27 protein-coding genes and 1 tRNA gene are annotated in these 23,773 nt (G+C 35.1%); 9 read left to right on the top strand and 19 right to left on the bottom strand.

All coding sequences use genetic code 11. The features are described 5' to 3' along the window. Nucleotides 1–121: 121 nt before the first annotated feature. From PZ892_RS08450 to PZ892_RS08420, 7 genes are all read right to left on the bottom strand, one after another. Nucleotides 122–973: a sugar phosphate isomerase/epimerase gene (locus PZ892_RS08450; RefSeq protein ID WP_277712772.1), complete on the bottom strand. Its 852-nt coding sequence runs from the start codon at nt 971–973 to the stop codon at nt 122–124. A 163-nt stretch (nt 974–1,136) separates the two neighbouring features. Then, on the bottom strand, nt 1,137–3,350 hold the full coding sequence (locus PZ892_RS08445; RefSeq protein ID WP_277712771.1) for an NADP-dependent isocitrate dehydrogenase: 2,214 nt from the start codon (nt 3,348–3,350) through the stop codon (nt 1,137–1,139). Nucleotides 3,351–3,538: 188 nt separating this feature from the next. Continuing rightward, nucleotides 3,539–4,195, bottom strand: a complete 657-nt coding sequence (locus PZ892_RS08440; protein ID WP_277712770.1) for an NAD(P)H-binding protein — start codon at nt 4,193–4,195, stop codon at nt 3,539–3,541. A gap of 26 nt (nt 4,196–4,221) precedes the next feature. Then, nucleotides 4,222–4,503 carry a GNAT family N-acetyltransferase gene (locus tag PZ892_RS08435; RefSeq protein ID WP_094256307.1) on the bottom strand — a complete coding sequence of 94 codons (282 nt, stop codon included), beginning with the start codon at nt 4,501–4,503 and terminating at the stop codon, nt 4,222–4,224. A gap of 7 nt (nt 4,504–4,510) precedes the next feature. Beyond that, nucleotides 4,511–5,005 carry a nuclear transport factor 2 family protein gene (locus PZ892_RS08430; RefSeq protein ID WP_277712769.1) on the bottom strand — a complete coding sequence of 165 codons (495 nt, stop codon included), beginning with the start codon at nt 5,003–5,005 and terminating at the stop codon, nt 4,511–4,513. Nucleotides 5,006–5,343: 338 nt separating this feature from the next. Further along, nucleotides 5,344–6,327, bottom strand: coding sequence for a cation diffusion facilitator family transporter (locus PZ892_RS08425; protein WP_182499749.1), 984 nt, complete (start codon nt 6,325–6,327; stop codon nt 5,344–5,346). 48 nt (nt 6,328–6,375) lie between these two features. After that, nucleotides 6,376–7,362 (bottom strand): bile acid:sodium symporter family protein, encoded by a 987-nt coding sequence (locus tag PZ892_RS08420; RefSeq protein WP_182499750.1) that lies wholly within the window; start codon nt 7,360–7,362, stop codon nt 6,376–6,378. A gap of 145 nt (nt 7,363–7,507) precedes the next feature. Here PZ892_RS08420 and PZ892_RS08415 point away from each other — a divergent pair, with 145 nt between their 5' ends. The 4 genes from PZ892_RS08415 to rplI all read left to right on the top strand — a co-directional run bounded on the left by PZ892_RS08415 (nt 7,508) and on the right by rplI (nt 10,261). Then, nucleotides 7,508–8,713, top strand: coding sequence for a pyridoxal phosphate-dependent aminotransferase (locus tag PZ892_RS08415; protein WP_229678371.1), 1,206 nt, complete (start codon nt 7,508–7,510; stop codon nt 8,711–8,713). A 459-nt stretch (nt 8,714–9,172) separates the two neighbouring features. Next, the gene (gene rpsF, locus PZ892_RS08410) at nt 9,173–9,541 is read left to right on the top strand and encodes a 30S ribosomal protein S6 (protein WP_094256304.1); all 369 of its coding nucleotides are present in this window, start codon (nt 9,173–9,175) and stop codon (nt 9,539–9,541) included. Continuing rightward, nucleotides 9,541–9,804, top strand: a complete 264-nt coding sequence (rpsR, locus tag PZ892_RS08405) for a 30S ribosomal protein S18 (protein ID WP_094256303.1) — start codon at nt 9,541–9,543, stop codon at nt 9,802–9,804. Before rpsF ends, rpsR begins: the two co-directional genes overlap by 1 nt. Nucleotides 9,805–9,817: 13 nt before the next feature. Beyond that, nucleotides 9,818–10,261, top strand: a complete 444-nt coding sequence (rplI, locus tag PZ892_RS08400; protein ID WP_094256302.1) for a 50S ribosomal protein L9 — start codon at nt 9,818–9,820, stop codon at nt 10,259–10,261. Nucleotides 10,262–10,457: 196 nt separating this feature from the next. Here rplI and PZ892_RS08395 read toward each other — a convergent pair whose 3' ends face one another. The 7 genes from PZ892_RS08395 to PZ892_RS08365 all read right to left on the bottom strand — a co-directional run bounded on the left by PZ892_RS08395 (nt 10,458) and on the right by PZ892_RS08365 (nt 17,518). Further along, on the bottom strand, nt 10,458–10,688 hold the full coding sequence (locus tag PZ892_RS08395) for a hypothetical protein (protein ID WP_094256301.1): 231 nt from the start codon (nt 10,686–10,688) through the stop codon (nt 10,458–10,460). A gap of 105 nt (nt 10,689–10,793) precedes the next feature. Next, nucleotides 10,794–12,113, bottom strand: coding sequence for a hypothetical protein (locus PZ892_RS08390; RefSeq protein WP_277712768.1), 1,320 nt, complete (start codon nt 12,111–12,113; stop codon nt 10,794–10,796). Nucleotides 12,114–12,116: 3 nt separating this feature from the next. Then, nucleotides 12,117–14,204, bottom strand: a complete 2,088-nt coding sequence (locus PZ892_RS08385) for a hypothetical protein (RefSeq protein ID WP_277712767.1) — start codon at nt 14,202–14,204, stop codon at nt 12,117–12,119. A gap of 26 nt (nt 14,205–14,230) precedes the next feature. After that, nucleotides 14,231–14,905 carry a hypothetical protein gene (locus PZ892_RS08380; RefSeq protein ID WP_094256298.1) on the bottom strand — a complete coding sequence of 225 codons (675 nt, stop codon included), beginning with the start codon at nt 14,903–14,905 and terminating at the stop codon, nt 14,231–14,233. A gap of 209 nt (nt 14,906–15,114) precedes the next feature. After that, the gene (gene panD, locus PZ892_RS08375) at nt 15,115–15,483 is read right to left on the bottom strand and encodes an aspartate 1-decarboxylase (RefSeq protein WP_094256297.1); all 369 of its coding nucleotides are present in this window, start codon (nt 15,481–15,483) and stop codon (nt 15,115–15,117) included. A 15-nt stretch (nt 15,484–15,498) separates the two neighbouring features. Further along, complete coding sequence (locus PZ892_RS08370; RefSeq protein WP_277712766.1) at nt 15,499–16,545, bottom strand: DUF6695 family protein; 1,047 nt, start codon at nt 16,543–16,545, stop codon at nt 15,499–15,501. Between the two features lies 1 nt (nt 16,546). After that, entirely contained in the window at nt 16,547–17,518 is a 972-nt protein-coding gene (locus PZ892_RS08365; RefSeq protein WP_277712765.1) for a cysteine synthase family protein, read from the bottom strand. 310 nt (nt 17,519–17,828) lie between these two features. Between PZ892_RS08365 and PZ892_RS08360 the strand changes: the two genes are divergently transcribed. Then, nucleotides 17,829–18,128 carry an LPXTG cell wall anchor domain-containing protein gene (locus PZ892_RS08360; RefSeq protein WP_277712764.1) on the top strand — a complete coding sequence of 100 codons (300 nt, stop codon included), beginning with the start codon at nt 17,829–17,831 and terminating at the stop codon, nt 18,126–18,128. Between the two features lie 24 nt (nt 18,129–18,152). Here the strand turns inward: PZ892_RS08360 and PZ892_RS08355 are convergent, their stop codons facing one another. Both PZ892_RS08355 and PZ892_RS08350 read right to left on the bottom strand, forming a co-directional pair. Continuing rightward, complete coding sequence (locus tag PZ892_RS08355) at nt 18,153–18,332, bottom strand: Arc family DNA binding domain-containing protein (RefSeq protein WP_094256293.1); 180 nt, start codon at nt 18,330–18,332, stop codon at nt 18,153–18,155. A 32-nt stretch (nt 18,333–18,364) separates the two neighbouring features. Next, nucleotides 18,365–19,234 carry an SPFH domain-containing protein gene (locus tag PZ892_RS08350; protein WP_182499756.1) on the bottom strand — a complete coding sequence of 290 codons (870 nt, stop codon included), beginning with the start codon at nt 19,232–19,234 and terminating at the stop codon, nt 18,365–18,367. 137 nt (nt 19,235–19,371) lie between these two features. On the opposite strand from PZ892_RS08350, the gene PZ892_RS08345 reads away from it, so the two are divergent. Next, complete coding sequence (locus PZ892_RS08345; RefSeq protein WP_277712763.1) at nt 19,372–19,527, top strand: hypothetical protein; 156 nt, start codon at nt 19,372–19,374, stop codon at nt 19,525–19,527. Between the two features lie 162 nt (nt 19,528–19,689). On the opposite strand, the gene PZ892_RS08340 is transcribed toward PZ892_RS08345, so the two are convergent. Both PZ892_RS08340 and PZ892_RS08335 read right to left on the bottom strand, forming a co-directional pair. Continuing rightward, entirely contained in the window at nt 19,690–20,418 is a 729-nt protein-coding gene (locus PZ892_RS08340; protein WP_277712762.1) for a sulfite exporter TauE/SafE family protein, read from the bottom strand. A gap of 260 nt (nt 20,419–20,678) precedes the next feature. Further along, nucleotides 20,679–20,843, bottom strand: a complete 165-nt coding sequence (locus PZ892_RS08335) for a helix-turn-helix domain-containing protein (RefSeq protein ID WP_277712761.1) — start codon at nt 20,841–20,843, stop codon at nt 20,679–20,681. Between the two features lie 336 nt (nt 20,844–21,179). Here PZ892_RS08335 and PZ892_RS08330 point away from each other — a divergent pair, with 336 nt between their 5' ends. After that, nucleotides 21,180–21,689, top strand: a complete 510-nt coding sequence (locus PZ892_RS08330) for an outer membrane beta-barrel protein (RefSeq protein WP_277712760.1) — start codon at nt 21,180–21,182, stop codon at nt 21,687–21,689. A gap of 12 nt (nt 21,690–21,701) precedes the next feature. After that, nucleotides 21,702–22,586, top strand: coding sequence for a TraB/GumN family protein (locus tag PZ892_RS08325; protein WP_277712759.1), 885 nt, complete (start codon nt 21,702–21,704; stop codon nt 22,584–22,586). Between the two features lie 252 nt (nt 22,587–22,838). Here the strand turns inward: PZ892_RS08325 and PZ892_RS08320 are convergent. Continuing rightward, nucleotides 22,839–22,911, bottom strand: a tRNA-Lys gene (locus PZ892_RS08320). A gap of 526 nt (nt 22,912–23,437) precedes the next feature. Here PZ892_RS08320 and PZ892_RS08315 point away from each other — a divergent pair. After that, a complete protein-coding gene (locus tag PZ892_RS08315) occupies nt 23,438–23,773 on the top strand; it encodes a zinc-ribbon domain-containing protein (RefSeq protein ID WP_277712758.1) in 336 nt (111 codons plus the stop codon).

Raw genomic sequence — 23,773 nt, 5'->3', positions numbered from 1 at the left:
ATTTTGTTAAGTTTCAATAATTTCAATTATCAATTTCAATAAAAATCCTTTAGATTTATATAAAAACAAAAAGGAATAATCAATTTGATTATTCCTTTTTGGTTCAATGTACGAGGAATTCTTAGACTGCGCTTAATACACCTCGAAAATATCCAACGGATTCAGCAATACCTGCTAATGGATCTTTCATATCTTTTTCAAATTCTATACTACAACATCTTTGGTATTTATTTTTCAATAATGCCTTTACAAATGCTGGTATATCGATAACTCCACGTCCTAATTCACAGGTTGTTCCTTTTGCATCGGCAGCCGTCACATTCTTTAAATGTATATCAAATATGCGGTCTTTATATTTTACAAAATCTTTGATCGGATCCTGACCATCTCGGGTATCATGCCCCATATCAAAACACATCCCCATATTCTTATCCAAGTCTTTGATATGATTCCAAATAACGGTGGCATTGGGATAAATCTTATCTTCAGGGCCATGATTATGTATTCCAAACTTAATATTGTTCTCTTTCGCTTTTTTAGCTACGTAAGGAAGATCCTTGATTTCCGGAATGCCAATCATCAAATTAACTCCTACACGCTTACAATAATCAAATGCTTTATCAATTTCGGCTTCGGTCTTCATATAAATCGGTCCTACAGCATATCCAGTAACATTAGAATCCGCTAATTTCTTATGGAAAGCAGCAATTTGTTCTGCTGAACTATTTAATGGTAAATGAAAATCCTTAATACATAAATATCGAACATCCATCCTTTTCATCATTGCTAAGGATTGATCAAGATTAAAGTTCACAAAACTATAACCTGCAATCCCTAATTTCAAACTATTCTGATCTGCTAGGCTTGAATTTGATGTCTTGGTTCCTGCATGCAACCAATTAGGACCAGCAATAACTGCAGCAGCTCCCAAAGCGGTATGCTGCAAAAATTTTCTTCTACTATTATGACTCATGGATATAGGTTTATGTTGTTTTACATACTAAATTTAATGATTTCTACCCAAAACGGCAATAAACCAGAGCATTCGTATCGGAAATCTTACCAGCAGCATATTTGCCAAAATAAAAAGCCCTTGTTAAATCAATAACAAGGGCTTTTCAATATGATTAATATTCTTAGAATGAATCAATCGCAGCATTTAATGTTGCAGATGGACGCATAGCTTTAGAAGCTAATTCATCGTTCGGGAAGTAATAGCCTGCGATATCCTGAGCTTTTCCTTGTGCTCCAATTAATTCTTCATTAATCTTTGCTTCTTGCTCCGTTAAGGTCTTCGCTAATCCAGCAAATTTCGCAGCTAATTCTGCATTCTTTGTTTGATTCGCCAATGCCTCAGCCCAATAAGTCGCTAAATAATAATGAGAACCACGGTTATCAATTTGACCTACTTTACGTGCAGGTGATTTATCATTTGCCAAGAATTTAGCATTTGCCTCATCTAATGCATCTGCCAATACCTGTGCTTTTTCATTGTTCTGTGTTTGAGCTAAATGTTCAAGTGAAGCTTGTAATGCCAAGAATTCACCTAATGAATCCCAACGTAAATAGCCTTCTTCTAAAAATTGCTCAACATGTTTTGGAGCTGAACCACCAGCACCTGTTTCAAATAATCCACCACCATTCATCAATGGAACAATAGATAACATTTTTGCTGAAGTACCTAATTCTAAAATTGGGAATAAGTCAGTTAAATAATCACGTAACACATTACCTGTAACTGAAATCGTGTCTTCACCTTTACGAATTCTTTCAATCGAGAATTTTGTAGCCTCAATTGGTGATAAAATACGGATATCTAATCCTGTTGTATCGTGATCAGCTAAGTAAGTTTTTACTTTCTTAATGATCTCTCTATCATGAGCACGGTTTTCATCTAACCAGAATACTGCTGGAGTAGCTGATAAACGCGCGCGATTTACTGCTAATTTAACCCAATCCTGAATTGGAGCATCTTTTGTTTGACACATACGGAAGATATCACCTTCCTCAACTTGCTGCTCCATCAATGTTTTACCATTATTGTCAACTACACGAATTACTCCGTTTGATGCTGCTTGGAATGTTTTATCATGGGAGCCATATTCTTCAGCTTTTTGAGCCATTAATCCAACGTTTGGAACTGAACCCATAGTTTTTGGATCGTAAGCACCATTTACTTTACAATCTTCAATCACAGCTTCGTAAATTCCAGCATATGATCTATCTGGGATAACTGCTAATGTATCTTGCTCAGCACCATTCTTATCCCACATTTTACCTCCAATACGGATCATTGCTGGCATCGATGCATCAACAATAACATCCGAAGGAACATGTAAATTTGTAATTCCTTTATCTGAATTTACCATTGCCAAATCTGGTCCATTAGCAATAGCTGCATCAATTGCTGCTTTTACCTCAGCCTCTTGTGGAGTACCTGCAATCTTTGCATAAACCTCACCAAGACCATTATTTTTGTTAATGCCCAATTCCTGGAATAATGAACCATATTTCTCGAAAACATCCTTGAAATATATTTCTACAATTGCCCCAAAAATAATAGGATCTGAAACCTTCATCATAGTAGCTTTCAAGTGCGCTGATAATAATACACCTGCTTCTTTAGCTTCTTGAATAGCTTTCGCAACAAATTCTTTTAATTTAGCAACATGCATCACTGAAGAGTCAATTACTTCTCCAGCTTTCAAATTTGCTAATCCTTTTAATTCTTTGATTTCTCCGTTTGAACCAACGAATTCAATTTTGAATTGGCTATCTGAATCCACAGTCAATGATTGTTCTGAACCATAGAAATCACCTTCTTCCATGGAAGCAACTTTCGTTTTGCTATCACTAGCCCAAGCGCCCATTCTATGTGGATTTGCTTTCGCATAATTCTTAACTGCTTTTGGAGCACGACGATCCGAGTTCCCTTCACGTAAAACTGGGTTCACTGCTGATCCTAATACTTTAGCATAATTTGCTTTGATTTTCTCTTCATCAGCATTTGCTGGAGAATCTGGATAATTAGGAATATTATATCCAGCCTTTTGTAATTCAGCAATAGCAGCTTTTAATTGTGGAATAGAAGCAGAAATATTCGGCAACTTAATGATGTTAGCCTCTGGCGTAGTTGCTAATTGACCTAATTCTGCCAATGCATCAGCTGTTTTTTGATCTGCTGTTAAATATTCGTTGAAAATAGCAAGAATACGTCCCGCTAATGAAATATCTCTTAATTCGACTTCAATATTTGCGGTTTTCGCAAAGGATTGAACAATAGGTAGAAATGAATACGTTGCCAATAAAGGCGCTTCATCTGTTTTTGTGTAAATGATCTTAGATGACATAATTTTCTATTGAAATGATATTATTTTGCAATTATTAGTGAAAATCAAAGAGTTTCTTTACCTCTTTTTTTAAATTCGCCTAAAGATAATAAAATCAATTTTAAATAGCCATAAAAGCCAAAATAATGCTGAATTATGAAAAATCTTTGTCTTATTTCAATAGAAATTCCTTAATTATTATGAATTTATTAAACCTGCTCCCCTAATTCTCCCCAGATTTCCTTCGGATTATAAATATCCAGGATACCATCCTTATCTTCAAAAACAGCATCTACAATAGCCTTCGCCAAAAACATCGTACTAATTGGTTTATATGGTTTAAATAAACCCATTCTATTCAAGAACTTAAGAGTTTTAACAGCGTACTTCTCTCCTTTTCGCTTCGTATTGGGACGATCGATCGGACCTGGACGTACAATGATTAATTTTGAGAAATTCAATGCTTTGATTCCTTCCTCCAACAGGCCTTTCATTTTGGTATAATGGAATCTGGAATTCTTACTCGCCTGTGCAGATGAAAGTAAAACAAAGGTATCTATCCTATTCATCTTACATAAGGCGGCAAACTTCAACTGATAGTCATAGTCTACCACCCATTGGGCTTCCTTGCTTCCTGCATCCTTTAAGGTGGTGCCAAGGGTTGAGAAAGCAACATCCCCAATTATAAAATCACTATAATTCTCTAAGTGATCAAAATCTACAATTACCTCATGCAGCTTGGGCTCCGAGGTAAAGAATGGTCTTCTAACTAATACTGTCACTGAATCCACTTTTGGATTCGATAACAACTGTAGGACCAACTCTCTCCCGGTAGCTCCTGTAGCACCTATAACAACTGCATTCATAATGGTAGATATAATTTACGTTTTCCTTAAAACAGAACGTCGCGAATATTAACATCACGATCAAACTGCGCCTTCGCAAATGGACATAATGGTAATATTTTCACATTATTCTCCCGCGCATAGTCGACTGCTTTTTCCAATAGAACAGACCCGATCCCTTTTCCCTTTTCTTCAGGATCTACTTCGGTATGGTCTATAATGATTTTTCCAGGACCTGCTTTGGAATATGTCATCTCGCCAATTTGCTTTCCATCTTCTACTGCAAAAAATGAGCCTTTATTCCCTGACTCTTCGTGTTTCACTAACATAGTATCTTTATTTAAGTTTCAATTCTTCAATTATTTCATCCTCAATATCGGTCTTCATGCTCACCACTTTAGATGCCAGATCATTAGGCACCGTCATTGAAAGTACATATTGCTTAATGAGCCATTTCCCGTTCTTATTGATTAATACTCCCGAGCCCCGGCAAATCTTCATCTGTGTATTTAACAATTCATCTATCCATGCGGTTTTACCATCTTCCGAAATTTCTATATTTCTCTCCAGGCTACTGAAATTCCAAGCTTTGCCTTTATCAAAATGAGGCTTCGCATAATCCATAAATTCCTGCTTATCCCAGCGCTCTGTGGCATCAGTCCCAATAAACACGGAATTTTCATCCATTAGATCAAAATAGGCGTTAAATTTGGCTTCACCTGCTGCCAAATGCCAGGCATCCAAAACCTCGCTAACAGCAGTTTTTGCAGTCTGCCCAAAAGAAAATTGAATCAACAATAGAAATACAGATAATGTGCCGAAGATTTTCATAAAAATTGGTTTTTTATTAAAGATACTGATTTTATAGGAAATCGGCAGCGATGTCAAGAACCCCAGAGGGGTGACATATTTGTAGCAAAGGAACATATAACAAGGTACAGCCCCATCGGGGCGACATATTTGTAGCAAGGAACATTTAATAAAACACAGCCCCATCGGGGCGACATATTTGTAGCAAGGGACATTTAATAAGATACAGCCCCATCGGGGCGACATATCTGTAGCAAGGAACATTTAATAAAACACAGACCCATCGGGGCGACATATTTGTAGCAAGGGACATATAACAAGGTACAGCCCCATCGGGGCGACATATCTGTAGCAAGAAATTATTTTTCCGCCCTAAAGTGCTTCATATTTTTAGTCACATTCACAATATTCCAATCAATATGTTTGGAATACGGTTCAGTACGAATGGGGCAATTCTGCACATTGCAATAATGGCAACATTCCGGCATACAAGGGTCTGGGTGTATGAAGAATTCGGTCTTTGCATTTAAGTTCTCGTTGAGGAGAGAATCAAAATCAGAGATACTATCGTGAACCTGGTTGAGGTCATAATAATTAGGTAAGGTCAAATGGCAATCAATATGCATTTCCTGACCATATCGTTGTATTCTAAGATTGTGTACATCGATCCATTCCGGCTTCCGCTTTTTATTAAGAATAGCAACAACCTCTTCCACCACTTCGGCATCGGATTCATCCATCAATCCAGAAATGGATTTGCGAAGCAATTTATAACCATTGTAAAGGATAAATGTACCGAGTGCAAAAGATAGTGCAAGGTCAATCCATGCTAATCCTGTAAATTTCATCAACAATAGTCCGGCAATCAATCCAATGGAGCTATAGGCATCCACTTGGAGATGCTTTCCATCCGCTTCTATCGTCAATGATCTTAACGCTTTACCACGCTTCATCAAATAAAAACCTACGCCAAAATTGATCAGGGAAGTAACTAAAATCAAATACATCCCTTCTTCAACATTACTCACCGGTTCTGGAGAGAAAATCGAATAAATTGATTTGATAAGGATAATACTACCTGCAATAAAAATCATCCCCCCTTCCACGAAAACAGAGAAAAATTCTACTTTCCCATGTCCATAAGGGTGATTTTCATCTTTCGGTTGAGCCGATAGGTAGATGCTGTAATAGGCAAAGCCAGAGGCGACAATATTTACGATACTCTCTGCAGCATCTGAAAAAATAGCATTGGATTCCGTAATAAAATAGGCAATAAACTTGATGAGCATCAAAACGATACCTGTTACCAAGGATAATAAAACCAACCTCATTTGCCTATTCATAGTACTAAATTTGAACCGCAAAAATAATTAATTCGGGAATAGGAATTGTTACTTATTTGTTAACATACGCTCATCTTTTTGATTTCCTAAGCGTTGCGCTATGATCGTCACCACAAAAATCTGAAATGCATGATAAATCATCAATGGCAAGATAAAAAGCCCCAATTTGGGGTTATTCGCAAAGAGAAATTTCGAGAAAACACTTCCATGGGTTAGGGATTTCTTTGAGCCACAGAATAATGCAGAAATCCGATCCTCCCGATTAAACTTCAAAACATATCTAACCAATAACAGAATGATCAAATAAACAGTAAAAAACAATACGATTACTGAAATAAATAAGGTAGCTAGATAGGTTGTACCAATGGTATTGAAAATATCATTCAAAAAGGATTCTGAAAAGCTACTATAGACGATTAATAAGACCACACCTTTATCAAAATTTGATAAGGCTTTTCCATATTTATGCGCCCATTTACCCCAATAAGGTTGAATCAATAAACCTAATATTACAGGAAGTATAACTTCAAATAAGAGGCCTAAATATAATTCCCCGAACACATTAACTTCGCCAACTTCTAAGAAGAAATGCATCAGCAAAGGCGTTACGGCTACCCCGATCAATCCGGATATGGAGGCATTGAATATCGCGGCAGGAACATTTCCTTTAGCGATGGAAACCATTACTACCGAGGAGGTGACGGTAGAAGGTAATGCCGCTAAAAAATAAAAGGACAACCAAAATTGTTCCTGAGTTTCAGTATGGACCAAAGGGCGGAATAATAATACCAACAAAGGGAACAGGCCGAAAGTGAAAAATTGCACAGAGAGGTGCAATTTCCAATTTTTCATTCCTTGTTTTACCTCATCAAAGCTCAACTTCAAGCCGTAAAAAAAGAAAACCAAAGCTACGCCTACGCTGATAATTCCATCTAAAAACTTGCCATCTAAGAACTCTACTACATTTGGATAGATATAGGCAAGGATAATCATTGCAATAAGGGCGATTATAAACCCGTCAAATTTTAACTTCATCAAAACCTGTCCTTTGCTTACAAAGCTATCATTTATTTCATAAACACCTATTCCAAGCAATCTATTTAGAAAGTATCATTTTTACAGATATTTTGTTACATTTTTCTCATCAATAATAAATTGTATATAATATATTTGCAATATCATGAGTACAACATCCATATTATCCGATAGAATAAACAATCTATCCGAGTCTGCAACATTAAAGATGACCAAATTGGGCCGTGAACTTGCGGCTAAAGGCATTAATGTAATTAGTTTAAGTGTAGGTGAACCCGATTTCAATACGCCTGAGCATGTAAAAGATGCTGCTAAGAAGGCCTTGGATGAAAATTGGACCCGTTACTCCCCTGTTTCTGGTTATCCTGAGCTTCGCCAAGCGATCGTTAATAAACTAAAAAATGAAAATGGCTTAGACTATGACATCTCCAATATCGTAGTTTCTACTGGAGCCAAACAGTCATTATCCAATGTGCTGTTAACTTTAGTAAACCCTGGAGATGAAGTTATCATCCCTACACCTTATTGGGTATCCTATTCCGAAATGGTCGTATTAGCGGAAGGTAAATCTGTTTATATAGATACAACGATTGAATCAGATTTCAAAATTACACCGGAACAATTAGAGGCAGCTATTACGCCAAAATCTAAAGTTTTTATGTTCTCCTCTCCTTGTAACCCGACTGGTTCGGTTTACTCGAAAGCTGAATTAGAAGGCTTGGTTAAGGTATTTGAAAAGCATCCTGAAATTTACATTATCTCTGATGAGATTTACGAACATATCAATTTCGTTGATAAGCATGAGTCTATCGCTCAATTCCCATCTATTAAGGACCGTGTCATTATTATCAATGGTTTTTCTAAAGCCTTTGCAATGACAGGTTGGCGTTTGGGATATATTGCAGCAAACAAAGAAATTGCTGCTGCCAATGAAAAAATGCAAGGTCAAACAACCTCAGGAACATGCTCTATTTCTCAACGTGCGGGTATTGCTGCCTACGAACAAGGATTGGAAAGTGTATTAGAGATGAAAGAAGCATTTGCTCGTCGTCGTCAATTAGTATATGATTTATTGAATGATATTCCTGGGGTAAAAACAAACTTACCAGATGGTGCATTCTATTTCTTCCCAGAAATTAGCTCATTCTTTGGTAAAAAAGATCCTGAAGGAAATGTAATCAATAATTCAGCAGATTTGGCCTTATATCTATTGAACTATGGCCATGTTGCAACTGTTGGTGGAGATTCATTTGGAAACAATAATTATATCCGCCTTTCTTATGCGGCATCTGATGAGAGTTTAGTTGAAGCATTGCGCAGAATTAAAGAAGCATTAGGCAAATTAGCATAATTTGAATCAGGTTCCCTGAGCGGAGTCGAATGCAAAAAATACATAAGCCCAATCATTTCTGATTGGGCTTTAATCATAATAAACAAAAGTTCTTTTGGTTCTATAAATACAGGAGAATGAAATAAATCATTTTAAACATCAGATAACCAATACACAATCCTGCGAAAATAGCAACCACAATCCTTGCCCAGAAGGGCATTCTAACAATAAAATTCAATACTATTCTCTATTATTTTTGCTGATGCAAAGATTAGCATATTCAGAAATACTTCCTTAAAAAGCTGAGTAAATTAGTATCATCTGTAAGCTTCTAGCCACATGTTGAGCTAAGTAATTGATTAACAAAATCCAATTCAAAAAATAATTACTCTTTTTTTTAATAATCGATGGATTTTTCTATCTTTGCACTTCCGTTAATATAACTACGGAGTTAAATTAATAAACATAATTATTTACACAATGCAACAGTACGAATCTGTAATCATTCTTACCCCGTTGCTTTCAGAAGATGCTGCGAAAGAAGCTATCGCGAAATTCAAAGACATCTTAACAGAAGGCGGAGCCGAAATTATCGCTGAAGATAATTGGGGTTTGAAAAAATTAGCGTATCCGATCCAGAAAAAAACAACTGGATTCTATCACTTAACTGAATTCAAGGCTCCAGGTGATTTAATTAAAAAATTAGAGGTTGAATACAAACGTGATGAGCGCGTGATGCGTTTCTTAACGATTTCTCTAGACAAGCACGCTGTGGCTTACAACGAGAAAAAACGTAGCGGTGCATTCAACAAAAAGGCAGAAACTAAAACTGAGGAGGTAGCAAACTAATGGCAAACGAAAACATCCAATACGTGACTGCTCCTAAAGTAGAGGACAACCGTAAAAAATACTGTCGCTTCAGAAAGAACGGTATTAAATACATCGACTACAAAGACGCTAACTTCCTTTTGAAGTTCGTAAATGACCAAGGTAAAATTTTACCTCGTCGATTAACTGGAACATCATTGAAATTTCAACGTAAAGTTGCTCAAGCCGTTAAACGTGCGCGTATTATCGGACTTATGCCTTACGTAACTGATTCATTAAAATAAGGAGGATACGATAATGGAAGTTATATTAAAACAAGATGTTAAACACCTTGGAGAGAAAGACGATATCGTAGTAGTAAAACCAGGTTTCGGCCGTAACTACTTAATTCCTCAAGGATTTGCAGTAATGGCAACGCCTTCTGCAAAGAAAGTTTTAGCTGAGAATATCAAACAAGCTCAGTTTAAACAAGAAAAAATTAAAAAAGATGCTACTGAATTAGCAGCTAAATTAGAAACAGTAAAATTATCTATTGGTGCTAAAGCTGGTGAGTCTGGTAAGATCTTCGGAAAAGTTAACAGCATTCAAATCGCTGACGCTCTTAAAGCTCAAGGTTATGATGTTGACCGCCGTCGTATCACGTTCGAAACTGAACCTAAGCAATTAGGTGAGTACATCGCTAACTTGAACTTACACAAGGAAGTGAAAGTACAAGTACCTTTCGAAGTTATCGCTGAGTAAGCATTTAACAATAAAAAAAAATCCCTGTTTTCAAATGAAAACAGGGATTTTTATTTTATTAGTATTTAGTAGAGAGTATTTAGTATTTAGATGCCTGCATTTCTGAATGCTTTGTATTAGCAAACTATATCTATCCGCCATACAAGTCTAAATACTAAATACTAAATACTAAATACTAAATACTAAATACTAAATACTAATACTGCCACATCACATCTACCCTATGTCCAGGGTGATTATGTCGCCCTTTATTACCTTTATATTTTTTCTTTTGTTGTCCAGGTGCGTAACGTTTAGCTGATTTGCTACCGTATTTCTTTTTTGCTTGTCCTGGAGGCATACCATGTGGATGGTGACGGTGTGTATAACATGATGATACACTAAATGCCATGAAGGCTACCAATAATAATCCCAAAAATCTTTTCATATGATATTCATGTTGTTCTCCCTATTTGACCAAAATCTAAGCCAAAAGTTTAAATTTTTAACGAAGCTTCAATATTTAGCTGTTTAAACATTGAAAACCAATTGATTACATAGCAACAAAAATTTGATAGAAAGCATTAAGCCTAGAATTCTCTAATTTGAACTCACCATTTAACCGCATGATATTAGCGTCTTCGGCTTGTCCGAACAACGTACCTGCTTGTATCTTATCATAATTCGGCAACCAGCTTAAGTACTTATCAGCATTCGCTTTCTTCTGATAATACATTTCAAAAACATTTTCAGATGGCTTTAATGAAGCTAAGCTTGCCGAAGGGGTTGGAATTGTACTTAAATGAATAAAGCCATCACTATAATTTTTCGAAAACTTGTAAAACATCTTTTCTGGCAGATATCCTAATAAGTGCGGTGATGCTTTTACCTGAAAGGCTAATGCTGGGACTTCGACCTGATTCACTTCCTTTTTCTCAATCATCTCAAAATTATCATCATAATCATAGGTGATAATGGTATCAGACTCCATCACTTCTTTATCCAGGAGCTCTATAGCTGCATAGTTACCAATATATTTATGTAAGCTATCAATGGGTAATTTGAATTTTTCGAGCGCCGTTTCCTTTTCCTTAAGAATTAAGGAAAGATCTGAATTCAGGGATAAGTGCAACACATAATCATCGGATTTAGAAACCTGAACTGGTTTAGCTGGAAAGCCAAATAAGGAAGATTTTATATATCCCTTTAAATCGAATTTTCCATCCTTGAAATCAACTGATGCCCAATTTTTATTTCTATCCACATAACTCAGGTCAGCTCCTTGCACTTCCTTCAGCTCGGCCCCAAAATTATTAGCCAAAACCCACTTGGATTGATCGGCTTGGATTAAAGATTTTAAGGATTCCAAATCTTCCTTACCGCCAATACTAAATACCAATTTCTCAGCATTCAACAGAACCTTTAGCTCTTTCGAAGAATAATACTCCTGCCCTTTTTCTAAATTTTGAACTGCGGAATCCTGGTTTATTCTCAACTGATTTTTCAGGAAACTTTTAATTTTATTAGAATTGCTGACTTCCAAAACACCAAAATATTGATATGAAGTATCACTTAATCTAAACATGTATAATTTAGCAGGTATATGAACACCTATATTCCATAATTCTGATTTTTTTTCTTTAGAAATTGTATCTTTTTTAACTCCGTAATACTCAGAGTAATTGGAGATAGAATTTTGGAACATCTCGACAATCAAATCATCAACATCCAACTGAATGACAGAAAAGCTGTTCTCAGGAATTTTAATATCCGCAGCTTTTGATGCCCGATAGTATTTAAAAACAAAAAAACTTATAGCCAATATGGCTATAAGTCCTAATATGAATATAAGCGTTTTTTTAATCCAACCCATTGATTAATCTTTTAATGACTTACTGATATTATCCAAGGAATTAATCAGATAATCTAGGCCATTTTTCGATGTTTTTGGAAAGTCTACTCCAGCTTCCCATAAAAACTTCTTGCCCTTCATTCCATTACTGATCATATAAATATCACCATATTGAGAAAGAGTATTCATCTCCTCTTCCATGGAACGATGTACCGGAAGTTTTAAATCCTCTACCATTTCTGGAACCTTTTTGGTGTTGAATAAAAGCGCAAACTTATTTTTCTTCGCCATAGTAGCAAATCTTCCTCCAGACTGACTTTTATAAGCTTTATCCTTAATCTGCTCCATTTGTTCCAAATCATTACCCAAGAATACAATACCATCCTGAATCAAGATATAAGGAGCAAATTCATCCGCCTTACCACCCATGATTTCATAGATCCCATTGTGATTGACCATATTATTTTCCAATTCTAAAATAGAAAAGATTTTTTCAAATATCCTGGTATCATCAGAAGAAAACATCCAGATATAATTAGGGATTTTCTCCATTTTCGTTTTTTCTATCTCTGTATAATTGTAATCTTCATCATATTCATAGTCAATATACTTAACTTCTTTTTGGCTTACACCATTTAGAATTAACAAGTTATCTCCTTTGAACACTTTCGCTACAGCCTTTTCATCTACCACAATATCAAAACCGGTAACAAATAAATCAATTATTTTCCCAACTTTCGCATCCATTCCTCCATACACGCGTTGTACAATTCTAGGCATATGTTTAAGATAAGCCTCGGAATTCAAATTAAAGGAAAGAAATCCCAACGCATCATCGTTTAAATAAGTCAACAATTTTGGATTTATTTTTTTATTATAGACTTCTTTGTAAATTTTGGTCATTTCTTTATCAAAGGTTAAATCACCGACCATTTTCATTCTATTTCCTTCCACTAGAATAGTGCTATTCATAGCTTCATATCCATAGTCAAAAGCTGGACTTCCACCTGTAATGGCTGTTAATAAATGCTTCGGATAATATAAATACATGAGGCTGTCAAAAGAACTAACCTCAATCCGAACCAATTCATTATCCTTTAAGGAGGTAAGCTGCTTGGATTTATATCCTTTTATATTTCCTGAAATAATCTGATCCATCATCTTATTGATGGCTTTATTTACAAAGTCATTTTTGATGGAGTCGTTATGATTTGATATTCTGGAATATTGCTGGTAATAGTCATCCTGATATTCATCTCTTGCTAGAACAGAATCTACAGATCCAAATTCATCATAAGAAGCTGGAGGATGAACATATCCTTTATCTTCTTTGTATACTGCTGGCGGTGGAACATTGATAACCTCGCCATATTCATTCGTATCCAGTTTGGCTACTTCCTTTTGCTCTACAATATCGATTTTTATAGGGACTGAAACTTCCTTTTCTACCTTCTCCTCTTCTATGTGCAAAGTATCGGTAAAATCACCATATTCTTCCCAATCCAAGGTGCTATCTGCCGCAACTGCAACAGAATCTGCAGCTTGGTAATCATACTCATCCACATAATCATCTGCATATTCATACTGTGGCAATTCCAATAAGCCATACTTCTCTTTAATTCCCTCTTGATCAAAATAATGGTTCATTGGCATTCCACCTAGAATATAGGCTGTATTTTGATCCCAACTAATCCGTAGGGTCTTATCCTCAGAATAAATGGTATTCATCCCTCCTACAACAGTTATTTCATGATCCTTAGGAAATATAGCCTCAAATTGAGCCTTATTTTTCAATGGAATAATAGCGCCTAAAAATTGTAAACTATCATTAACATTAAAATGCACATAAGCCTTAGAATTAAGATCTATCCCCAAATCCTCGATATTATCAGATTGAAACTCTTCATTATCTTCAGTAATGGTTTCAAATAGACCAGCTCGCTTCAAAATACTATTCAACTGATTGACATCGGCATGCTTGAAAAATCCTTTTCCATTCAAACCAACAACCATTTTTGAATCCGCAGGAACCTTGGATAAAAGATCTTGCGAATATGCATTCCCCCCCAGACTTACTGCCAATAAGACGATGGCAAGTTTCAAGTTATTCATATATGTTTAATTAGATAAATTCTTATTTATTTCAGTGTAATGTTATTAGAAAGATTAGCTTTACCGTTAATTAAGCTAGGAACCGAAACCTTAACCATAACGGCTTGCTTATTCCCGGAAACCTTTCCATTGGTATTATCCTGTTTTACAACAGGGTTCTGGAACCGATAAATACTGGTATAAAACGCTTGATCAAATGTTTTTTGATTCTCGGGATTTAACTTATCAAATTCCTTCTTAGCCTCAGAACTATATTTATAATTCCGAACAAATGTCTTATTACTTGAATTAAAACTATAACTCGAATAAGTATTTAACTTAGTTTTAAAGTGTTTAGATAAAGTTTCAGTATAGGAATTTAAGGCTTGTACATTCTGAAAATCACAGGATATACTCGCTATGTAATTATTGAAATCCAATCGATAATCAACATTGCTGATTCCTTTTGTATTCTTCAGCAATTGCACAATGGTTGTAACTTCCTTCCTGATTTCAGCTTGACTTGGGATCTTAAAGCCATCGATCTTATCCAATTTCATTAAAGAAGATACCTTGGTACGACTCTTACTCATGTTCAAGGTTCCAACAATGGAGCCACTGCCGTTGCTTTTCATGTCGATTTCCTCAACTACATCAAAACAGGAAGTTAAGAACAAACAGATAAAACCAGTTATGGCAACTAAGGTCGTTTTCCTAATCATTTTAAGCATATCAATAGTATTAGCAATTCTAAAAATTCAATTCGTGAAGTTATCAACAATTATCAAAAGGAAGGTCACTGATTTCAGTGATTTTAAATTCTTCCATTAACTTCAGCCTTGTCTTACAAATATTAAAATTATTGCTGAAACAGCAACAAAAAAGGCTATCTACAAAATGTAGACAGCCTTGCATATCTTGCTGGAAAAGCCTAATAATTATACTTTTCTACTGATTTAATTTGATTATTACCTTCTGTAAATACCAATGTTGGTTGATAAGTTTCAGCTTCTTCCGGACTTAAGTTTACAAAAGAAAGTATATGAACGGTATCGCCCACCTTAGCATGCAAGGCAGCACCACCATTCATACATACCTCACCTGAGCCTCTTTTTCCTGGCAATACATAAGTCATAATCCTGCTTCCATTAACTGCATTATTAATATAGACTTGTTCATATTTGACAATGCCTGCTGCATCTAATAAATCAGCATCAATTGTAATTGAACCATTATAACTTACATTTGCCTCTGTTACTTTTACGGTATGAATTTTTGCTTTTAAAATTTTTAATTCCATTGTATTATTATCTTTTTAGATCGATTGTTTTAAATTTAAATTATTAATATCTAACGTATTAAATATTACTTTCTCATTATTTTGTTTAACAACATGTCGATGTTGATGTATCTCATAGCTAAATTCATAATCTACATGTTGACTGAATAAACCCTCTGTTATTCCCACAACAGTGTACTCGATTTCACCACGATAATTATATTTCGTTATTTCGGCTTCATTTCCACAGTGCAATAAGGAAAACCAACATCCTTCACCTAAGCCTCCTAACCATTGCGCAGATTTGGGCAAGTGTTCAGGACGATTTGGTTCTTCAATATAGCCTAATAAATTATCATCCGGAAGTTCTTGAGCCTTTGACCTGATGAAATTCGGTTTTAATAAGCCTATTTGAAATTTTAATGACTGTTTCCTATCCATATTCCAACGCTCTAATTCCGATTTATGATAGCAAAACTGAACTTGCTGATCATTAGCATTTACTACATTGCTGGTTGGACTGGATTTCAAACATTCAGGAAAAAATATTTTACTACTCCGCGGATCATTTTTCTCCATCGCATTGACCAAGATCTGTGCAACATATCTGGAACAGCTGTTATTGTTCGGGGCTAAGGCTCCATATAAAACAGGCCCCTTATCCACCAATGCTTCAGCAAATTGAACTCCTTTATTAAAAGAAATCCTTTCACTAATTGAACATAATAACCGACCACCTCCATGTGTCGCAGATTCTTTTTCCGTTAATTCACATAGAATCTCTTCCAGATTTAAAAGTTCTCCACTGTCTGAAAATATAGCTTTGGTTTCTAGTTCTAATCTAGGATCAAATTGACTAGACCTTGCTCGGCCAAACCCTCTTGGCACAATATACCTTCCAAAATCAAAATACTTTAAATCACCAGATTTCTTTTCAATAAGAACGATTGCAGCATGACCGACCTTGAAATTAAGGTTTTTTACAATTCCTAATTTCTTTAATACGGCCATCCATAATTCATCCCCACGCGCAGTTTGGTCTGGCCAAGCAATAGGGATTGCCAAATCATTATATTGATGCATCTTAATCCTCGTTAATCTTTTCTAATGATTTTACATCTGTATAGAGTTTGTTAATATATCGATTCCCATGGTCTGGAAAAAATAAAACCACTTGATCTGATTCTTGGAGCTGCATATCTGCCAAATGCGTATCTAATGCCGCCAAAACCGCTGCACTTGAGAAGCCTAATAGGTCATTACATTCCCGTTGGTATTGCTGAGCAATTTCAATACTCTTTTCTTTACTGATCTGAAAAATACGATCCACCACCTGTTTATCAAAAGTTCCTGGTATGAAAGTCCTACCAATTCCTTCAATTCCATCAAATTGTACTTCTTCATCCGGAATTTCAATTCCGTTCATAAATAAATCATAGACAGAATTCAATGGTTCTATCCCCCATACTTGAATATCCGAATTTTGTTCTTTCAAAAATCTCCCGATACCTGATATGGATCCGCCAGTTCCTACACCGACCAAAACATGCGTAATTTCACCCTGGCTTTGTTCCCATAGTTCGGGACCTGTTGTTTTATAATGCGCTCGGATATTATTGGAGTTGTAATATTGGTTGGTAAAGTAGGTGTTTGGATTATTTGCAGAATAAGCTTGGGCCTGATATTGTGTAGAATTAAACACATGGAGACCATTGGAGTTGTCACAGTGGACAATTTCGGCTCCATAAGCCTTTAAAAGCTTAATTTTTTCCTCAGAACAACTGGCAGAGACAAAAATCTTTGCCTTATAACCAAGTTCTTTAGCAATCAAGGCAATACTAATACCAGTATTGCCGCTACTGGCTTCTACAAATGTTCCTCCTTCTGCTATTTTATTTTGTTTAATGGCATCCTCAACCATAAACCATGCTGCCCTATCCTTAGATGATTTGCCTGGATTATAAAACTCTTCCTTAATAAAAATATTGGTTTTATACTTACCTGATAAATATTCATCCCTCCGCAACGGTGTTTTACCAATAAAATCCCTAATCAATACGCGTTATGTTTTAATATGTAGTTTATAATTAAACGTTAATATACCTAAGATTATTCTATATTAAGAATCAATAAAAGACAAATTTTAACAAAGATGTAGGTCAAAATAAAAATTAGATTTTTAAGAATCTTTGTTTAAACTTCTTAAAACAGTGTTATCATCGGTGTCTTATCCTATTAGGATATAAAATAAAATTACAATAAATTTAATAAAAACTTATCAAACATTTTAATTTCCAACTTAATACATCTTAAAAAGTTGGATTGCAATCATTATTTTTTAGTTTTGTCATTTAACTAGAGCAAAAATGAAACCAAAAACCATTGTAATAGCAGTATTATTGGCCTTATTAGCTATCATTCTTTTCAATAATAAGGAAGAGGCTTCTTTTTGGCTGTTTGGCGATATACGTACCTCGAAACTAATCATTCTTGGAATATTCTTTATCCTAGGAGTCATTGTTGGAGCAATACTATTTAGGAGAAAAAATAAACATCCCAAGGAATATGGCATTAGCAATACGGTAAGCCCAAGCGAGGATGATGAATTCTTAGGGAATGATGATAATATGACTGATGAAGATCGGGAGTATATTAGAAGAGATTAAATACAAACAAGGATCGGTCTAGCATTAGACCGATCCTTTGGTATTATTACTATTTTTTACTTTTTTCATTCGACCAGACTTGATTAATCCTTGATGAATCAAAAATTCAATTTGTCCATTAACACTTCGAAATTCTTCTTGGGCCCAACTTTCCAATAGTTTAAAGGTTTCTTCATCGATCCTTATCACAAAATTCTTTTTCATAAATAATCTTTACTATCTGGATTCGCAATCCATTAATTATAAAGTGTTCCAGCATTAACAATTGGTTGAGCTGCTTTTTCACCACATAATACAACCATCAGGTTACTTACCATTGCAGCTTTTCTTTCATCGTCCAATTCTACTATATTCTGATCAGACAGTTTCTGTAAGGCCATTTCCACCATCCCTACTGCTCCTTCCACAATTTTAGCTCTTGCTGCAACAATTGCAGAGGCTTGTTGTCTTTGCAACATGGCTCCAGCAATTTCTGGTGCATAAGCCAAATGTGTAATCCTAGCTTCCTCAACAACAACACCAGCCTTGACAAGTCGATCCAAAAGTTCGCTTTCCAAAATCTTATTCACTTCCTCACCCCCATCACGTAATGTTAAATCAGCATTCTCATCTTCAAAACTATCATAAGCAAAACTTACCGCCAAATGTCGTACAGCTGCCTCACTTTGAACCCTTACATAATCCATATAACTTTGGACCTCATAAGCTGCCTTATAGGTATCTCCTATCTTCCATACAATTACCGCTGCAATTTCAATTGGATTTCCCAGCTTATCATTTACTTTCAATGTTTGTCCCTGTAAATTCTCAGATCTTAAACTGATTTTTTGAGCTGTAATTAAAGGGTTAATAAAGAATAAGCCGTTGGCCTTGATTGTACCGACATACTTTCCAAATAAATTCAATACCCTTGAATGGTTCGGGTTAACAATGATCAATCCCTTGATAATGATAAAAAACACTAAAAATAGAACGATAAGTACGGCTACAAAACCTACATTATCGTGGGATGCTATTTGTATAAAGGAATATATAATTCCCAAAATACTTAAAAACAGAACTACTAATGCTAAATAGCCTGAGGTGGGTTTAATAATCTTTTCCATAATTGATTTATATGATATTATTTTGATATCATAAATATATCAAATAATCCTTTTTAAATAAAAAGAATTTTATAGATTTTTTCCACTTGTTTCATTCCTGATTTTTCAAAATACTCCTACCTCAACACAACTTTTGGATGAGTTCAATAATAATTCGATATAATCGCGGATTTGTACAGGGCTTCCTTCGGATTTCAACCGGACTTTGTCCGCATTTTTTCGGACAATGTCCGAAGAAGGTCCGAAGGAAGTCCGAAGAAAGTGCGGCAAAAGTTCGAGTAAATTCTGAATAAATTATTGATTAATATCGAAAAAGACACCTAAGTCTTGTACTGAGATAGGTTGACAAAAATCGAAGGGTTTACTCAATAGAGTTTACAAAAAAAGATCTTTTACTTGATAAGGTTGTCGTCAAGGATTGTTGGTTAGGTCAATTTTAAAGAGTAATTTTCTGCTTATATTATAGTACTGACGATCAAAACTACGCTGATGAGCATCAAGCCCCAATAAACGTATTTAAAAAATGTACCATCTTTTAATTTATGGTTTAGATACCTGCCAATAAAAATTGCCGGAATGGTTGTAATCAGCGAATAGAGAAAGTATGTATTAACCTCTGTCGTTATCAATCCTTTTGCATAATAACCGAAAACACTTAACAGGCTTACCGGTAAAAAGTAGGCCTGTAAGGTTGCCCTAAAATGCTTTGCGCTCCATTGTCTCAAATTTCCGTAAACCACTAAAGGAGGGCCATTTACACCATAGGCACCACCAAATACCCCCGATAAAAAACCGCATACGAAAAGCAAAAACTTATTATCTTCTGGCAAGGTCTTGTTTTTTCTAAAATAGAGGGAATAAATTGAATAGGTTATTATGAGTAAGCCAAGCCCTGTTTTTACGATTGTTTCATTTACATAAGTCAGTATCAGGATACCCAAAGGCAGTCCAAGAATTGCATATAAAATCAACCATTTAGCACTGTGAAAATGGATTTTTTTATGGTCCTGAATCACAACCACAAGAGCAATGACAATAGACAACATGACCGCTAGGGGAACCGCTACATCTACAGGTAAGAATAATAGGAAAAATGGAACTGCTATTAACGCCTCGCCAAAACCTAAAGTAGACCGGACCAAAGAGGCAATAAAACTAATAATAAGGATAAATAATACTGTCAAAACAGGATATATTTCTTTGTTATGTGATACCTCTAATTTACGAAAAAAAGGTCGGATTACCTGAAATAAATAGGCCTTTTACCTACCCTTTTTTTGAATCCCGCAGGTACAGAGTTCGAACTCTTTTTTGGAAAATTTAAGGTGATTGAATCAAATGAATATAAAAATTCTACCTTAAAAATTTAGGCTCGTTTTCTTAACAATTTTAGGTTTTTAATACAATTAGTATTCATCTTTCTTAACTCCAGAAATTGAAGGTTTCAAAAGTTAAGCTCAAGCCTATAACCTTTACTTCTTACAACAACAATTTTAATGGATGGATCAAGTTCAAGTTTTTTTCGAAGTTTAGAAATAAACATGTCCAAACTACGATAGCATAAAAAATGATTCTGAACTAAATAGAATGCTAGCAACTTTTTTTCCATGAGAGTGTTCGAAAGTTCAAAAAATTAGACATTCCTTCTTCATAACGCTCTTTCATTGAACCATAACTTGGGGAATCATTTTTAAATAAACCTTCAAAAAGAATTTTGAAAAACATAGAGGTTAAAAAGTTACAATTGTGTTTTTTCTCAGTATCGAAGCAAATACTTTGGCGAAAGGATATTACATAGACTGATCCCTACCAATATAACAGGCTCGTAAGCGGATAACCATAAATTATATTAAAAAATTTTACACCAAAATAAATTATTATATCTTTAAGTAAATTTTTATAATTACTCACCTATTATCTTAAATAATAAAGCAAACTAAAATGAATGCTCATTTTTCCTTTAAATACAAAAAAATCGTACTACTATTATGACTTTACGAAGAGGTGGTCCATAAATTTTAGCGGTGGATACGGTTTTTTCAAGTTCAATCCTTATAAAGATGAGCTAGGGAATTTTTCGAACGAAACATGGTCTTATCCAATCCAGTTTGAATCATATTTCAACCTTAAAAATGCCGTGAGTAGTGATATGAATATAGCCGCACGTAGGCCTTATGCCTCCGGAATATACAAGACTGAGGGTGTTTCCAGTGTAGCTATTGGCATAAGAAAAGGGCTATGGAAAGAAAAAGCCATCATTAATTTTAGTGTGACGGACATATTTAATACCATCCGTGAAAAGCAAACAATGGACTATCAAAGTGTTTGGATGTCCGCTTATAACAAAAACGAAACGAGGTCCTTCAATTTGGGTTACTCGTACAAATGTGGAAGTAAGAAAACAAAATATTTTGAACGAAAAGAGAATATAAAAGAAATAGGATCACGAATGTAACTCAATAACAATATGAAAAAAATAATTTACTACATGATTTTAACAATGATGGGAACCCTAATTGCCAGTCAATCCAATGCTCAAGAGCTGAAAGAAAACTCTTTGCTTTGGCAGATAAGTGGAAATAGTCTAAAAAACGATTCATATATAGTCCTGACTACTCCAAGTCTCTGTGTAGAAAGCAATTCATTGATGGGTAAAATGGAAGATATTTTGGATAAGGTAAAAGCTTATTATACCGAAACAGGCATAAATAATCCTAATACTGCCGCAGAGACAGAAAAGATGCTACGGATAAACGATTCGAAATCAGCCATAAACAAAATACTCACTTCAAAAGCATATATGAGAGTGAGAGCGAAACTAAGTAAAATAAATGTAAACGAGGAGACTCTTAATTCTTACAAACCGATTTATGCATATAATGTACTTTCAAAAGCAGTGTATCCTGAGTGTAATCATGCTAATTATACTGAATTTCTATTTAGGGCATATGCTGAACAGTACAATATTCCTGTGAAGGAGCTCCTATCGATCAAAGACGCTGTTTCGATAATCGATGCTTATGGGAATGATTATTGGTCAAATGAAATTGACTATGTCTTAAATAATGAGCAAGAAATCAAGAATATTCTTGCTTCCAAAGCCGAATTCTATTACAATGAAGATATACAGGGAATAAACTCACTTTATATAAGAACGAGATTTTTAAATTCAAGATATGAACATGCGGATATTGAGAGATTGAGGACGGACCGGTTGGTCAAAAGTATAATTGGAGCTATAACAAGAGAAAGTTCTGTAATTACTTTCGATATTGCATGCGTAATGAACCAGAGTACTTCGGTATTTAAACGGTTAGAATTGCTAGGGTATAAAGTTACGCCTGTAAAATAATTCTTAAAGACAAAAAAGGGGAATCCGAAAACCTTCCAGAATCGAACCCAGGCCTGCCCTTCTTTCGAATCCTGCGGACACAAAAAAAGCCTCACATTTCTGTGAGGCTTTTTTTGTGATCCCGCTGGGAGTGGCTCAGCCCCGCGATCCCCCAACACTACCCTGAGCCTTCCAGAATCGAACCCAGGCCTACCCTTCTTTCGAATCCTGCGGACACAAAAAAAGCCTCACATTTCTGTGAGGCTTTTTTTGTGATCCCGCTGGGATTCGAACCCAGGACCCATACATTAAAAGTGTATTGCTCTACCAGCTGAGCTACGGAATCGTTGTTCTTTTATCGAGAACCCTTCGTTGTTTGAAGTGATGCAAAGGTAGGTTTTTTCAGGACATTTCACAATCTAAATTTGCTTTTTTTTCAATATTCAATAAAACAGCCTCATAATAAAAGAATTATTTTTTCTCCAAGCTCATTTATCCTGCTTCAAAATGATAAAAATAAGCCTTGAGTTCGTCGTTTCTGATGGGAATTTCCCAGAATTATGGTCATATCTAGACCATCCTAGCTAATTAATCTGTGAAATTCTTAAAAAAAAGTGTGTGAATATGAGTTTTTAAGTATAGAAAAAAGTTTATGGTTAGTGATTTATCTGATCGATAAATTTAGGGGAATGGCCTGTTAAGGGAGTGGTTTAAAAGACAATAAAGTGGTTAACGATTGATTTTCAAATGATTACAATTTCTTGTAGAGATTTTGTATATGCTTTTTTAGGACACGTATAAACATTGTAGATTCTAAAAAATAGGATACTGGATTAAAAATGAAAAACTTTGGGTAAACAAAAACGAAGTCTATGTTTTTCATACTCGGATTAAGAAAAGCTCGTATAGGAAGTCAAGTTTCAAATTTAACTTGCTCCTACTGTCAACAATCAGGCACGCTAGCCTATGTTGCCTATCAAAACTACTTTCATGTTTTTTGGATTCCATTATTTCCGCTTTGGAAGGAAACCCATTCTGTTTGTGTTCACTGTAGACAGCAGAAAAGATCAGGAGAATTTAGTCCGGAAATGAAGTTGGAAGCAGCGGAGTTAAAAAGGAAGTCAAAAACACCATTTTACACCTATGCATTGATATCCATAGTTCTTCTATTGTTTCTAGTCAGTGTAATTGTACATTCATTTAAATAA

The organism is Sphingobacterium sp. WM (assembly GCF_029542465.1).
GTDB lineage: Bacteria > Bacteroidota > Bacteroidia > Sphingobacteriales > Sphingobacteriaceae > Sphingobacterium > Sphingobacterium cellulitidis.
This window is presented reverse-complemented; position numbering and strand designations above follow the sequence as displayed.